This window comes from Streptomyces sp. NBC_00654 (assembly GCF_026341775.1).
Taxonomy (GTDB): Bacteria; Actinomycetota; Actinomycetes; order Streptomycetales; family Streptomycetaceae; genus Streptomyces.
In genome coordinates this window covers 1,771,321-1,784,774 of record NZ_JAPEOB010000002.1, presented here as the reverse complement: position 1 = coordinate 1,784,774, position 13,454 = coordinate 1,771,321, and the positions used below count along the sequence as shown (strand labels likewise).

Sequence of the window (13,454 nt, the reverse complement as noted above, 5' to 3'; positions counted from 1 at the left end):
GAGAGTCCAGAGCGCACTTCCCATGAGGAGGCACGGGTGGCCGAGACTCTGAAGAAGGGCAGCCGGGTAACCGGCGCCGCGCGCGACAAGCTCGCGGCAGACCTGAAGAAGAAGTACGACTCCGGTGCGAGCATCCGGGCGTTGGCCGAAGAGACCGGCCGCTCCTACGGATTCGTCCACCGGATGCTCAGCGAGTCCGGAGTGACGCTGCGGGGACGCGGCGGAGCTACGCGCGGCAAGAAGGCCGCTGCGGCCTGAGGGCCGAAAGCGGTCGGGGCAGCCGTGGGGCAGGCCTCGGGGCTCACCGGAATACGTGGTGGCCACCCGGCCGGTCGTACGGCCGACCGGGTGGTTACTGTTCAGTCACTTAATTGTGAGTGCTGACTGCACCCGATCCGGAGGCGCCCCATGACCTCGCTCGACTCTGTGCTCGACAAGGATGGCGTACGGCTCACCGTCGATGACGCGGTTGCCACGGTGACTCTCACCAACCCGGCCAAGCGCAACGCTCAGTCTCCCGCTCTGTGGCGGGCGTTGACAGAGGCCGGACGGGTACTCCCCGGCAACGTGCGGGTCGTGGTGCTCCGCGGCGAGGGCAAGTCCTTCTCCGCGGGCCTCGACCGGCAGGCGTTCACCCCGGAAGGGTTCGACGGTGAGCCGTCCTTCCTCGACATGGCGCGCGGCCCGGAGGACGAGCTCGACGCGACCATCGCCGAGTACCAGGAGGCGTTCACCTGGTGGCGCCGCAACGACATCGTGTCGATCGCGGCCGTCCAGGGGCATGCCATCGGTGCCGGCTTCCAGCTCGCCCTCGCCTGCGACCTGCGGATCGCCGCCGAGGACGTGCAGTTCGCCATGCGTGAGACCAGCCTCGGTCTCGTTCCCGACCTCACGGGCACCCACCCTCTGGTGAGCCTCGTGGGGTACGCCCGCGCGCTCGAAATCTGCGCCACCGGGCGCTTCGTGCACGCCGAGGAGGCCGAGCGCACCGGCCTCGCCAATCTCGTCGTCCCGGCCGACCAGCTCGACGCGGCCGCCCGCGACCTCGCCGCCGCCCTGCTGGCCGCCCCGCGTGACGCCGTCATCGAGACCAAGGCCCTGCTGAGCGGTGCCGTCTCCCGCGGTTACGAGGACCAGCGCACGGCCGAGCGGGCCGCGCAGGGCCGCAGGCTGCGCGATCTGGCAGGCCTCGGCGACTGACCCGGCACGGGGACAGGCACGGGGACAGGCACGGGGACAGACTCAGGCACGGGGACAGGGACGGGCACAGAGACAGACTCAGGCACCGGTCCCGGTCCCGGCACCGGTCGCAGCAGGTGCCTGGGTCAGTCCCGCTCCACCACGGCTGTGACCAGTACGGCGACCGGCGGGTGGCCCTCCACGGCCGCGGCCACCGCCGTGCGCACCGCCCGCGCCACATCGAGGGCCCGGTGGTCCCCGGCCGTCGCCACCTCGACCCGGAGATGATCCGCGCCGCTGTGCACCGCACTTCCCAGCTCCCGGGTCAGCGCGACAACACCGGGCACTGCGGCGGCCGCGTCCGCCGCCGCCCCGTCCGCCTTCGCGGCCCGCACCTCGTCCGCCGGGACGCTCACCCGGTCGGGCGCACCGTCCTCCAGCAACGCTGTGACCCGCAGGTCCACCTCACTGACCACCAGGCCGAGCCGGGCGGAGGCCGCCGTCAGCAGTGCGGCGCGCAGGGTGTGGGCGGTGTCGGGCAACGGCCGGTCCGCGGAGGCCGAGAACTCCGCCTCGATCCGCAGCGGCCCGGACGGCAGCGCACTCGGCGGCGCCGGAACGGCCTCGTCCGCGGGGGACGCGTGTGATCCCGGGGGCGGCGCGTCCGCTTCCGGCCGGGCCCCGGCCGTATCGCGGCCCGGCCCGTCCGGGGCCGCCGCGCCGATCCTGAGCCTGCCCAGGACCGCGCCGGGGCCGGCCGCGGCGCTCCGCAGCACCGAGGCCGCCGCCCGCTCCGCGATCCATGCCCCCTCGGCCGGACCCCCCAGAGGGAGCAGCCGGCCGAGGCCGAGCCGTTGCCGTACCGCCGCGGTCCATCCGTCGGCCTGCTGCGGGCTGTGCGACGTTGTCATTGCTCCACCCTGCCGCATTCATGGCGCGAGTCGGGGCAAGCGCACCTAATGTGGGCAGCGAAGTCCAACCCTGCCCCCGAAGGGAAGAGCGGCGATGACTGACACCCCACAGCGGAACCGGCCCGAGAACCCCGGCAAGGATGCCGGTGACGACCGGGGCAGGAATCCGCTCACCAAGCGAGGCGGGGGAGACCCCGCCACCCGAGGCCGCACCACCATCGCCGACGGTGTGGTCGAGAAGATCGCCGGAATGGCCGCACGTGACGTCGTCGGTGTCCACGCGATGGGCAGCGGGCTGTCCCGGACGTTCGGCGCGGTGCGCGACCGGGTCCCGGGCGGCGGCAAGTCCGTCACCCGCGGGGTCAAGGCCGAGGTCGGCGAATCGCAGACCGCGCTGGACCTGGAGATCGTCGTCGACTACGGCGTGTCGATCTCCGATGTCGCCCGCGATGTACGGGAGAACGTCGTCGCGGCGGTCGAGCGCATGACCGGGCTCGAAGTCGTCGAGGTCAACATCGCGGTGAGCGACGTCAAGCTGCCCGATGAGGACGACGACGAGCCCGAGCCCGAGCCACGTCTCCAGTAGGTCTCCGCCGAAAGGCAGTTGAGGAGTCACGATGAGCATGGCTGTGGCCGGTCTGTTGGCCGGCATGGCGCTCGGTTTCGCCGGGTACTTCGGCGGGTTCGGGGCCTTTCTGCTGGTGGCAGCCCTGGGGGCGGTCGGCTTCGTCGTCGGCCGCTTCCTGGACGGCGACCTGGAGCCCGGCGACTTCTTCCGGAGTCGCGAGCGCGGCGACCGGCGACGGTGACGGCGGTGACCGGGCGGGTCGCCGCCGCCGAGCGCGGGGAGACCCGGATCGCCGACCGGGTCGTCGCGAAGATCGCCGCACAGGCGGCCGGAGAAGCGGTCGACGAGCCGCCCGAGGAAGGTTCCTCGCCGCGCGCCACGGTCACCGTGCGCCGGGACAGCGCCCGGGTACGGGTCACCCTGGAGCTCGGATATCCCAGTGATATCGGCCGCCAGTGCGGCGCGGTGCGTCGCCATGTCGCGGAGCGGGTAAGGACATTGGCGGGCATGGAGGTGCCCGAAGTGGCGGTGCGGGTCGAAAAACTGCACCCCGCGGGACCGGGCGCCGCGGCACAGGGGAGGATCCGATGACCGAGCCCCAGGAGCCGACGGGCAGCACCCAGCATCTGCCCCGGGCCGGCGGACCGGGCGCGTCGGATGTGCTCGAACTCGACCAGAGCGCGTCGTCCGCCGCGTACGACCCCGTGCCCACCCAGGGCAAGGGCGGCGGCCGGGCGGGCAGGTTCTGGTCCGCGCGCCGCGTCCCCGCCGCGCTGCTCGCCCTGGTGGTCCTCGGCGGCGCCGGTCTGCTGCTCTACGACATCGCCGCGGTACGGGCCGACCACCCGGCGATGCGGTGGCGGCGCTCACTCGCCGACGAGCTGGCCGAGCGGCCGCTGGACGACGTCTGGGTCCTGGCCGGGGCCGCTCTCGCGGCCGCGATCGGCCTCTGGCTGATCCTGCTCGCCCTCACCCCTGGACTGCGCGATCTGCTGCCGATGCGCCGCGACCGCGCGGAGGTACGGGCCGCGCTCGACCGGACCGCGGCGGCACTCGTACTGCGCGACCGGGCCGTGGAGGTGTCCGGGGTGCAGTCCGTGCGGGTCCGGATGGGCCGCGGAAAGGCCGCCGTGCGAGCGGTCTCCCACTTCCGGGAACTCGACGACGTACGCGCCGACCTGGACACCGCACTGGGGGCGGGAATCAAGGAACTGGGCCTGGCCAGGCCGCCGAGCCTGTCCGTCCATGTCCGCCGTCCGGCGAAGAAGGGGTGAACGGCGTGCTCAGGACCGTCAACCGGGTACTGCTGGGTCTTGCCGGGCTGGTGCTGATCGCCGTCGGCGGCGCCGTACTGGCCGTCGGCCTCGGCGCGTCCCTGCCCTCCTGGTGGCCGTGGGACGGACAGCACGACGTGCTGCTCAGCGAGGCCGACCGGGACCGCTGGCGGGACGACGGCTGGTGGTGGCCGACCGTCATCGCGGTCCTCGCCGTCCTGGTCGTCCTCGCTCTGTGGTGGCTGCTGGCCCAGCTGCGCCGCGGCCGGCTGGCCGAGGTGCTGGTCGACAGCGGTGACGGCGAGGGGGCGCTGCTGCGGGGCCGGGCGCTGGAAGGCGTCCTCTCCGAGGAGGCGGGCACCCTGGACGGGGTGGCCCGCGCCCAGGTCGCGCTGCGCGGCCGCCGTTCCGCGCCACGGGCCGGGATCCGGCTGCTGATGGAGCCGCACGCCGCCCCCGAGCAGACGTTGCGGGGTCTGGCCGACGAGGCGCTGGCCCACGCCCGGGACTCGGCCGGGCTGGCCGAACTGCCCGCCGAGGTCCGGCTGAAGGCAGTCAAGCACCGCGCGGAACGCGTCTCCTGACGGCTTCACGGGCCCCGCGCCCCTTCAACGGGCCCCCCGCCGCCCCTTCATGACCCCCGCGCCCCTTCATCGACCCCCAGGAGGCCCTTCACGGACCCCCGGCTTCAGAAGCCGTGCCGCGAGCCTCCGTCGACCGGCACCATGATGCCCGTCAGATACGACGCGGCGGGGGAGAGCAGGAAGGCCGCGGTCTTCCCGAACTCGTCCGGCGTGCCGTAGCGCCGCAGCGGGATGCGCGCCTCACCGGCCCTGCGGGCGGCCTCCGCGTCGCCGGACAGGGCGTCCAGTTCGCGCACCCGGTCCGTGTCGATCCGGGCGGGCAGCACCCCGACGACCCGGATGCCGCGCGGGCCCAGCTCGTCGGCGAGGGACTTGGCGAAGCCGGCCAGGCCGGGGCGCAGCCCGTTGGAGATGGTCAGTCCGGGGATCGGCTCATGGACCGAACCGGAGAGCACGAAACCGATCACACCGCCCTCGCCGAGGACGGCGGCCGCCGTCCGGGCCAGCCGTACCGCACCCAGGAACACCGACTCGAAGGCCGTCTGCCACTGGTCGTCCGTGTTGTCCGCGACGAAGCCGGGTGCCGGGCCGCCGACGCTGATGAGGATGCCGTCCAGCCGTCCGAACCGTTCGACCGCGGCGTCCACCAGGTGCTGCGCCGCGCTCGGATCGGCGTTGTCGGCGGCGATCCCCACCGCGTCCGGCCCCAGCGCGGCGGCGGCCTCCACGGCTGCCTTCTCGTCCCGGCCGCTGATGATCACCTTCGCGCCGTCGCCGGTCAGGGCGCGCGCCGTGGCGTTGCCCAGGCCGCGGGTGGCGCCGGTGACGATGTACACACGGTCCCTCAGTCCAAGATCCATGGCCCTATCCTGCCGCGTCCTCGGTGGAGAGGGCGACAGCGGTGTTCACCAGCCCGATGTGGCTGAAGGCCTGCGGGAAGTTGCCCAGCTGGCGCCCTGCCACCGGGTCGTACTCCTCGGCCAGCAGCCCCACATCGTTGCGGAGTGCCAGCAGCCGCTCGAACAGCTCCTCGGCCTCGGCCTTCCGCCCCGTCAGGAAGAGCGCGTCGGCCAGCCAGAACGAGCAGACGATGAAGGCGCCCTCGTCCCCCGGCAGGCCGTCGACCGCGGTGCCGTCGGTGCTGTAGCGGCGGACCAGCCCGTCGCTGCCCAGCTCGTCGCGCACCGCGTCGACGGTGCCGATGACCCGGGGGTCGTCCGGCGGCAGGAAACCGGTCCGGAGGATCAGCAGGGTCGCGGCGTCCAGCTCCCGTGAACCGTAGGACTGGGTGAAGGTGTTCCGCTCGGGGTCGTACCCCTTGGCGCAGACCTCGGCGTGCACCGCCGACCGCATCGCCCGCCAGCGCTCCGCGTCGCCCGGCAGGGTGGGGTTCTCCTCCAGGGTGCGCACCGCGCGGTCGGCGGCGACCCAGGCCATCACCTTGGAGTGCACGAAGTGGCGGCGTGCCCCCCGGATCTCCCACAGTCCCTCGTCCGGTTCGCGCCAGGTGGACTCCAGGAAGCCCAGCAGGCTGAGCTGGAGTTTCCAGGCGTGCGGCTTGTCGTCCAGGCCCGCCTCCCGGGCCAGCCGGAGCGAGTCGATGACCTCGCCGTACACATCGAGCTGGCGCTGGCGGACCGCGGCGTTGCCGGAGCGGACCGGCCGGGAGTTCTCGTATCCGGCCAGCCACGGCAGCTCCGCCTCCGGGAGCCTGCGCTCGCCGGCCAGGCCGTACATGATCTGGAGGTCGGCGGGATCACCGGCGACCGCCCGCAGCAGCCAGTCCCGCCAGGCGGACGCCTCCTTGAGGTAGCCGGCCGACAGCAGGGCGTTGAGCGTCAGGGTGGCGTCCCGCAGCCAGCAGTAGCGGTAGTCCCAGTTACGTACGCCGCCGATCTCCTCCGGGAGCGAGGTGGTCGGGGCCGCCACGATGCCGCCGGTCGGTCCGTAGGTGAGGGCCTTCAGGGTGATCAGCGAGCGGAGCACGGCGTTGCGGTGCTTGCCCCGGTACGTGCATCTCGCCGCCCACTTCTCCCAGTCGGCCAGGGCGTGCTTCAGCGCCTTGTACGGGTCGACCAGCTTCGGGCGCGGCGAGTGCGAGGGGTGCCAGGTGAGGACGAAGGCGACCTTCTCGCCCTCCGCGACGGTGAAGGAGGAACAGGTGCTGAACTGCTGCCCCCACGTCTTGACCGGCGGATCGCTGCGCAGCCAGACGGAATCGGGACCCGCGACCGCCACCCGGTGGCCGTGCGAGCGGCGCATCCAGGGCACGACCGATCCGAAGTCGAAGCGCAGCCGCAGGACGGAACTCATGTCGACGCTGCCGCTGATGCCTTCGACGATCCGCATGACGTCGGGCGACTTGTCGCGCTGCGGCATGAAGTCGATGACCTTGACCGTGCCGGTCCGGGTCTCCCAGTACGTCTCCAGGACGAGCGAGTTGCCCGCGTAGCCGCGCCGGGTGCAGGTGTCCGTGGTGTCCGTGCCCTGGGGCGCGATGCGCCAGTGGCCGTTCTCCTCGTCCCCCAGCAGGGCCGCGAAGCAGGCGCCGGAGTCGAAGCGGGGCAGGCAGAGCCAGTCGACGGAACCGTTCCTGCTGACGAGCGCGGCAGTCTGGAGATCGCCGATGAGGGCGTAGTCCTCGATGCGTGGGGTCACGTTCTGGCGTGTTCCCTCACCCGTGCCTCGTTAAGCAGGGCGGCCCGCGAGGGAGGTACGTCCGGGCCCGCCGTCCGGACCGGGCCCGGCGTGCTACGCGGTCGCCGGCTCGGGCTGTCCGGCCGTCTCGTCCCGCGCCGCTTCCTCGGCCGCCGCCTGCTGACGGTCGCGCTTCTCGCGGCGTACGAGAATCACCCAGCCCACCGGTACCCCGGCGGCGAACAGCCACCACTGGACGGCGTACGCCATGTGCGGGCCGATGGAGCTGTCGTCGGGGGAGGCGATCTGCTCGGGGGTGTTGCCGGGCGCGTCGGGCGCGGTCTGCTCGATGTATCCGCCCAGGACCGGCCGGGAGAGCAGCTGGGACTGCTGGGAGCTGTTGATCAGCATCACCTGGCGGTCCGGCAGCCCCTCCAGGTCCTTGATGCCGCTGCTGCCCGTCGTCTCGTCGGCCTTGAGCCGGCCGACGACGGTGACCTCGCCGTGCGGCGCGGCCGGAACCTTCGGGTAGGTCTGCTGGCTGGGGGCGGCGGGGATCCAGCCGCGGTTGACCAGGACGGTGCCGCCGCCCTTGAGGTCGAGCGGGGTCAGGACGTGGACACCGATCCGGTCGTCGTCCGACGTGCGGCGGCGCACCACCACTTCGTGCGTGGTATCGAACGTTCCCGTGGCCGTGACGGTGCGCCAGTAGTCGGCGCGCGGAACGGTGTGCCCCGGGGAGGTGATCCTCGCCACGGGTACCGGATCGGCCTGGAGGTTCCGCGAGATCAGGGCGTTCTGCTCGACCCGGTGCTGGTGCCGGTGCAACTGCCAGAAGCCCAGCTCGACCATGGTGGGAATCAGCACGAGGGTGAGGAGGGTGAGAATCACCCACTGCCGGGTCAACAGGAAGCGGTACACCCCATGACCGTACAACCGGGGTCATGGGGTGCGGCACTCAGGGGTGGGGCGGGCGAGGTCCCGGGGCGGAATGTTCCGTCACACTTTGTCCACGATGCCCGCCTTCCCCTCGGCGCGGGCGCAGTGTCCGCCGCAGTACCAGTGACCGTCGACCTCCACGCCCTGGCCGATGACCTGGACGCGGCAGTGCTCACAGATGGGCGCCATGCGGTGAATGGCGCAGGAGAAGCAGTCGAAGACATGCACCGCGCCCTGCGCGTGCACCTCGAAGGACATGCCGTAGTCGTTTCCGCAAACCTCACAACGTGCCATGCGCCACAGGGTGGGACGCGGGGCGGCGGTGGGCGAGCGGATCCCGGGCGAGTCGCGCCCGGTTCACTCCGATGACGGTGCGGGCGCCGGAGCGGGGCGCGCCGGTGACGGGAGGCCCGCCGCGGGCGGGGCGGCGGGCGCGTCCGCCGGGGCCACGTCCCGCAGCAGATGGGTGAAGGCACTCTCCTCCAGCACCGGTGTGCCGAACGACTTCGCCTTCAGCGTCTTGGACGTCGCCGCGTCGGGATCGTTGGTGACCAGCAGGCTGGTCAGCCGGGACACACTGGTCGCCACATGCAGCCCGGCCTCCACGGCGCGGTCCTCCAGCAGCTCGCGGTCGATCGAGGTGTCCCCGGAGAAGGCCACCCGCATGCCCTGCCTGAGCGGCTTGTCCTTCTCGTACCGCCCCGGATTCGGATACGGGCAGGCCGGCCGCTTCCGCGAGGGACGCCAGCTGTTCTGCTGGTACGAGGCCTGGTACCCGATCCGCGGGGTGACCGGGGAGTCGGACCACTCGGTCAGCGGCCGGCACTCCAGCAGCGGCAGCCGCACCCCGTCGCGGGCGGCGGCGTGCAGACTCGGCCGGAACGCCTCGGCCAGCACCCGGGCGTCGTCCAGGGCGTGGTGGGCGTGCTGCTGCACGACGCCGAAGTGGGCGGCGAGCGAGGACAGTTTGTGGTTGGGCAGCGGCAGCCGCAGCTCCTTGGCGAGCGCGATCGTGCACAGTCGCTGCTCGACGGGTGCGATCACCGCCGCACGGGCGTACTCCCGGGCGAGCATCGACCAGTCGAAGGCCGCGTTGTGTGCCACGAGCACCCGGTCCGCGAGCCGTTCGGAGAGCGCGGCGGCGACCTCGGGGAAGAGCGGCGCACCCTCCAGCACCTCGCTGGTCAGCCCGTGGATCCAGACGGGGCCCGGGTCCCGCTCCGGGTTGACCAGGGTGTACCAGTGGTCCTCGACGTTGCCCTGGGCGTCGAGGCGGTAGACGGCAGCGGACACTATCCGGTCGTCGCGGGCGAGTCCGGTGGTCTCCACATCGACGACCGCGTACCCCTGGGGGTAGGCGGTCGGCCACGGCGCTGCGGTCTGGCGGTCGTCGAGCATGGTCACAGAGAATACGGGCCGCCACTGACAGTTCCCTATTCGGCCGTCCCGGCGACCGGCGCCCCGCTCCCGGGCGCGCGCGGCGGCCCTCGCCCCGGGCGGGTCGGCCCGGGTCCGCGGCTCCGTGGATGAGACCCTCCCCGGGTGACGGACGGACAGGTTCACGACGAACCCCACAGCAATGGACTCGGCGCCCGGCTGAACTGGCTCCGGGCCGCGGTCCTCGGCGCCAACGACGGTGTGGTCTCCACCGCGGGCCTCGTCGTCGGCGTCGCCGGAGCCACCGGCGACCGCGGCGCGCTCCTCACCGCCGGGCTGGCCGGGCTGCTGGCCGGATCGATGTCCATGGCGGCGGGCGAGTACGTCTCGGTCTCCACCCAGCGCGACTCGGAGAAGGCCGCACTGGCCACGGAGAAACAGGAGCTCCAGGAGGCACCCGAGGCCGAACTGCTCGAACTGACGGGCCTGTTGCAGGGCAAGGGGCTGAGCGAGGAGGTCGCCCGTGAGGCGGCCCTCCAGCTGACCGAGCGCGACGCGCTGCGCGCCCACGCGGAGGTCGAGCTGGGCATCGACCCCGACGACCTGACGAACCCGTGGCACGCGGCGGGGGCGAGCTTCCTGGCGTTCACGGTGGGCGCCCTGCTGCCCCTGCTGGCGATCGTGCTGCCGCCCTCCTCGCTCCGGCTCGCCGTCACCGTGGCCTCCGTGATGGCGGCACTCGCCCTGACCGGCTGGTGGAGCGCCCGTCTCGGCGAGGCGTCCCCGGGTCCGGCGGTGCTGCGCAACATGGGCGGGGGAGCGGTGGCGATGGCGGTGACCTATGCCGCGGGGACGCTGCTGGGGGCGGCGGGCGTGTAGGCGTGTGTCGAAAGTCCCGCCTGGCTCGCGACGCCCGGCACGCACGCTCGCCGCGTTGTCCGCGTTGTCGGGGTGTCCTTGTACGTCCAGTACGAGGACACTCCTCCGCCTTGCGATCGCACGCACCGGACGCCGTGAGCCCCGCCCTTCGGGCGGACGGCGCTACTTTCGACACACGCCCCAGGAGCAATGCGGTGCGCGCGGAGGGCCTGACGGAAATCCTGCGGCGGCCCCATTGGTGGAAGGTGCCAAATACTGCTGACACCACGTCTCGCATACTTGTGGGTAACAACGTCTAGCCCTGACCGGCCGGCGGCTCTACGGTGCTGGGATGGAGCCGAACCTGCCCGATGTCGTGCTGTGGTCGATACCGGCCTTCGTCCTGCTCACCGTGATCGAGATGGTCAGCTACCGGATCCACCCGGACGACGAGGCCGCCGGATACGACACCAAGGACGCCGCCACCAGCGTGACCATGGGGATCGGCAGCATCGGCTTCGATCTGCTGTGGAAGCTGCCCATCGTGGCGATCTACATGGCCCTGTACGAACTGACCCCCCTGCGGGTGCCCGTCCTGTGGTGGACGATCCCGCTGATGCTGCTGGCCCAGGACTTCTTCTACTACTGGTCCCACCGGGGCCACCACGTCATCCGGATCCTCTGGGCCTGCCATGTGGTCCACCACTCCAGCCGGAAGTTCAACCTCACCACCGCGCTGCGCCAGCCCTGGACCTCCGCGACCGTCTGGCCGTTCTACCTCCCGCTGATCGCCTGCGGGGTGCACCCGGCGGCGCTCGCCTTCTGCCAGTCGGCCAACCTCGTCTACCAGTTCTGGGTGCACACCGAGCGCATCGACAAACTGCCCAGGCCCTTCGAGTACGTCCTCAACACGCCCTCCCACCACCGCGTGCACCACGCGTCCCAGGGCAGCTATCTGGACCGCAACTTCGGCGGCATCCTGATCATCTGGGACCGGCTCTTCAAGTCGTTCACCGCCGAGACGGAGCGGCCGGTCTTCGGGCTCACCAAGAACATCGCCACCCACAACCCGCTGCGCGTGGCGACGCACGAGTACGCGGCCATCGCCCGCGACGTACGGGCGGCCGGCAGCTGGGGCGAACGGGCCGGACGGGTCTTCCGCGGCCCCGGATGGCAGCCCGCGGCCCGGCCCGGAACCGCTTCCGGCCGCGCCCCGGCACCCGCCTCCGCCCCCTCCGCTCCCGGCGCCCCGGCGCCCGCCGCGAAGCGCACCGCCACCCCCGGGAGCACCCGATGACCGGCCCCGTGCCCGCGCGGGCGCCCGGCCGGGGGCAGCGGTTCGCCCGGCCCCTGCTCATCGCCTTCCTCGTCGCCGCGGCCGTCGACCTCGCCGGACTCCTGGCCGGTGCCGAGACCGCCCACCTCGTCGCCAAGCCCCTGCTGATGCCGCTGCTCGCCGCCTACGCCACGGCCCGCGGCGGCCCCAGGACGCTCATCGCCGCACTGCTCTTCGGCTGGGGCGGCGACACCCTGCTGCTCCCCGATCACGACCTCGCCTTCCTCGCCGGCATGGGCTCCTTCGCCGCCGGCCACATCTGCTACCTCCGGCTGTTCGGCCGGAGGCGCGCCCCGGTGCCCGCGGGCCTCGGCTACGCGGTCGTCCTGGCCGCCTTCCTCGTACTGATCTGGCCCGATCTGCCGGCCGATCTGCGCGTCCCGCTGACCGGCTACAGCCTTCTGCTCACCGCCATGGCCTGGCGGGCGGGCGCCCTCGGCCGCCTCACGGCGCTCGGCGGCGCGCTCTTCCTGCTGTCGGACGCGCTCATCGCCACCGGCATCGCCGACTGGCCGCAGCTGCCCGCGCCCGACTTCTGGGTCATGCTCACCTACATCGCGGCCCAGGCCCTGCTGACCGCCGGGATCCTCGCGACTGGGGCGAAAGCACCCGATGACGGACCCGGGGCGTACCGTGAGCGGAGTATCAGCGGATGAAATGAGCAAGGACCCCCACGCATGCGCGCCACCGTGATCCACGCCCCCCACGACATACGGGTGCAGGAGGTGCCGGACCCGACGATTCAGCAGCCCACCGATGTGGTGCTGCGGGTCCTGCGGGCCTGTGTCTGCGGCAGCGACCTGTGGGCGTACCGCGGTGAGTCCGCCCGGCAGCCCGGCCAGCGCATCGGCCACGAGTTCCTCGGCGTCGTGGAGGAGGCGGGATCCGGGGTCAACGGCTTCGCCGTCGGTGACCTCGTCGTCGCCCCGTTCGTCTGGTCCGACGGCACCTGCGCCTACTGCGCGGAGGGCCTCACCACCTCCTGTCCGCAGGGCGGGTTCTGGGGCTCCCCGGGTTCCGACGGCGGACAGGGCGAGGCCGTCCGTGTTCCGTTCGCCGATGGCACCCTGGTCAAGCTCCCGGCCGCCGCCGCGTCCGACGACCGGCTGCTCACCGCGCTCCTCGCCCTCTCCGACGTACTGGGCACGGGCCACCACGCCGCCGTCGGCGCGGGTGTGCGGCCCGGTGCCACCGTCGCGGTCGTCGGTGACGGCGCGGTCGGCCTGTGCGGGGTCATGGCCGCCAAGCGGCTCGGTGCCGGACGGATCATCGCGCTGGGCCGGCATCCGGCCCGTACCGACATCGCCCGCACCTTCGGTGCCACGGACGTGGTCGCCGAACGCGGCGAAGCGGCCCTCGCCGCCGTGCACGAGCTGACCGGGGGCGAAGGCGCCCACTGCGTGATCGAGGCGGTCGGCACCGAGCAGTCCATGCGCACCGCCATCGGCATCGTCCGCGACGGCGGTTCCATCGGCTACGTCGGTGTCCCGCACGGCAGCGGCACCGGCCTGGACCTCGGTGTCATGTTCGGCCGGAACATCGCGCTGCGCGGTGGCGTCGCCCCCGTCAGGGCGTACATACCGGAGCTGCTGCCCGATGTACTGGACGGCACGATCGACCCGTCGCCCGTCTTCGACATGACCGTCGGTCTGGACGACGTACCCGGCGGCTACAAGGCGATGGACACGCGGACGGCGCTGAAGGTGCTCATCAAGCCGTAGGCGTAAGACCGTTCACGCGACAGCGGGAGGGGCCGGAAGCACCTGCTTCCGGCCCCTCCCTGTCCTACGC

17 protein-coding genes are annotated in these 13,454 nt (G+C 72.5%); 11 read left to right on the top strand and 6 right to left on the bottom strand.

What is annotated here, in order from left to right; all coding sequences use genetic code 11:
- Positions 1–36 precede the first annotated feature (36 nt).
- Together OHA98_RS28190 and OHA98_RS28185 are read left to right on the top strand one after the other, a co-directional pair.
- Entirely contained in the window at positions 37–258 is a 222-nt protein-coding gene (locus tag OHA98_RS28190) for a helix-turn-helix domain-containing protein (protein WP_007263382.1), read from the top strand.
- A 150-nt stretch (positions 259–408) separates the two neighbouring features.
- Entirely contained in the window at positions 409–1,200 is a 792-nt protein-coding gene (locus OHA98_RS28185) for an enoyl-CoA hydratase/isomerase family protein (protein WP_266929570.1), read from the top strand.
- Between the two features lie 125 nt (positions 1,201–1,325).
- On the opposite strand, the gene OHA98_RS28180 is transcribed toward OHA98_RS28185, so the two are convergent.
- Positions 1,326–2,090 (bottom strand): hypothetical protein, encoded by a 765-nt coding sequence (locus OHA98_RS28180; RefSeq protein ID WP_266929568.1) that lies wholly within the window; start codon positions 2,088–2,090, stop codon positions 1,326–1,328.
- Positions 2,091–2,184: 94 nt separating this feature from the next.
- Between OHA98_RS28180 and OHA98_RS28175 the strand changes: the two genes are divergently transcribed.
- Genes OHA98_RS28175 through amaP form a run of 5 tightly spaced genes read left to right on the top strand, consistent with a single transcriptional unit; the run spans position 2,185 to position 4,516 of the window.
- Positions 2,185–2,676, top strand: coding sequence for an Asp23/Gls24 family envelope stress response protein (locus OHA98_RS28175; RefSeq protein ID WP_266929566.1), 492 nt, complete (start codon positions 2,185–2,187; stop codon positions 2,674–2,676).
- A gap of 31 nt (positions 2,677–2,707) precedes the next feature.
- The gene (locus tag OHA98_RS28170; protein ID WP_266929565.1) at positions 2,708–2,899 is read left to right on the top strand and encodes a hypothetical protein; all 192 of its coding nucleotides are present in this window, start codon (positions 2,708–2,710) and stop codon (positions 2,897–2,899) included.
- The gene (locus OHA98_RS28165) at positions 2,896–3,249 is read left to right on the top strand and encodes a hypothetical protein (RefSeq protein ID WP_266929563.1); all 354 of its coding nucleotides are present in this window, start codon (positions 2,896–2,898) and stop codon (positions 3,247–3,249) included. Before OHA98_RS28170 ends, OHA98_RS28165 begins: the two co-directional genes overlap by 4 nt.
- Positions 3,246–3,932, top strand: coding sequence for a DUF6286 domain-containing protein (locus OHA98_RS28160; protein WP_266929561.1), 687 nt, complete (start codon positions 3,246–3,248; stop codon positions 3,930–3,932). The genes OHA98_RS28165 and OHA98_RS28160 overlap by 4 nt, the downstream gene beginning before the upstream one ends.
- A complete protein-coding gene (amaP, locus tag OHA98_RS28155; protein ID WP_266929559.1) occupies positions 3,929–4,516 on the top strand; it encodes an alkaline shock response membrane anchor protein AmaP in 588 nt (195 codons plus the stop codon). Before OHA98_RS28160 ends, amaP begins: the two co-directional genes overlap by 4 nt.
- 104 nt (positions 4,517–4,620) lie before the next feature.
- Here amaP and OHA98_RS28150 read toward each other — a convergent pair whose 3' ends face one another.
- From OHA98_RS28150 to OHA98_RS28130, 5 genes are all read right to left on the bottom strand, one after another.
- A complete protein-coding gene (locus tag OHA98_RS28150) occupies positions 4,621–5,376 on the bottom strand; it encodes an SDR family oxidoreductase (RefSeq protein ID WP_266929557.1) in 756 nt (251 codons plus the stop codon).
- Between the two features lie 4 nt (positions 5,377–5,380).
- Positions 5,381–7,174: a glycoside hydrolase family 15 protein gene (locus OHA98_RS28145; RefSeq protein ID WP_266929556.1), complete on the bottom strand. Its 1,794-nt coding sequence runs from the start codon at positions 7,172–7,174 to the stop codon at positions 5,381–5,383.
- Positions 7,175–7,267: 93 nt separating this feature from the next.
- Positions 7,268–8,074: an SURF1 family protein gene (locus OHA98_RS28140; RefSeq protein WP_266929555.1), complete on the bottom strand. Its 807-nt coding sequence runs from the start codon at positions 8,072–8,074 to the stop codon at positions 7,268–7,270.
- 78 nt (positions 8,075–8,152) lie between these two features.
- The gene (locus OHA98_RS28135) at positions 8,153–8,386 is read right to left on the bottom strand and encodes a hypothetical protein (protein ID WP_266929553.1); all 234 of its coding nucleotides are present in this window, start codon (positions 8,384–8,386) and stop codon (positions 8,153–8,155) included.
- 63 nt (positions 8,387–8,449) lie between these two features.
- Positions 8,450–9,496: a DEDDh family exonuclease gene (locus tag OHA98_RS28130; RefSeq protein ID WP_266929552.1), complete on the bottom strand. Its 1,047-nt coding sequence runs from the start codon at positions 9,494–9,496 to the stop codon at positions 8,450–8,452.
- A gap of 138 nt (positions 9,497–9,634) precedes the next feature.
- Between OHA98_RS28130 and OHA98_RS28125 the strand changes: the two genes are divergently transcribed.
- The 4 genes from OHA98_RS28125 (at position 9,635) to OHA98_RS28110 (ending at position 13,384) form a co-directional block, all read left to right on the top strand.
- The gene (locus tag OHA98_RS28125) at positions 9,635–10,348 is read left to right on the top strand and encodes a VIT family protein (RefSeq protein ID WP_266929550.1); all 714 of its coding nucleotides are present in this window, start codon (positions 9,635–9,637) and stop codon (positions 10,346–10,348) included.
- Between the two features lie 331 nt (positions 10,349–10,679).
- Positions 10,680–11,624: a sterol desaturase family protein gene (locus OHA98_RS28120; protein ID WP_266929549.1), complete on the top strand. Its 945-nt coding sequence runs from the start codon at positions 10,680–10,682 to the stop codon at positions 11,622–11,624.
- Positions 11,621–12,319, top strand: a complete 699-nt coding sequence (locus OHA98_RS28115; RefSeq protein ID WP_266929547.1) for a lysoplasmalogenase — start codon at positions 11,621–11,623, stop codon at positions 12,317–12,319. The genes OHA98_RS28120 and OHA98_RS28115 overlap by 4 nt, the downstream gene beginning before the upstream one ends.
- Positions 12,320–12,340: 21 nt before the next feature.
- A complete protein-coding gene (locus tag OHA98_RS28110) occupies positions 12,341–13,384 on the top strand; it encodes a zinc-dependent alcohol dehydrogenase family protein (RefSeq protein ID WP_266929546.1) in 1,044 nt (347 codons plus the stop codon).
- Positions 13,385–13,454 lie beyond the last annotated feature (70 nt).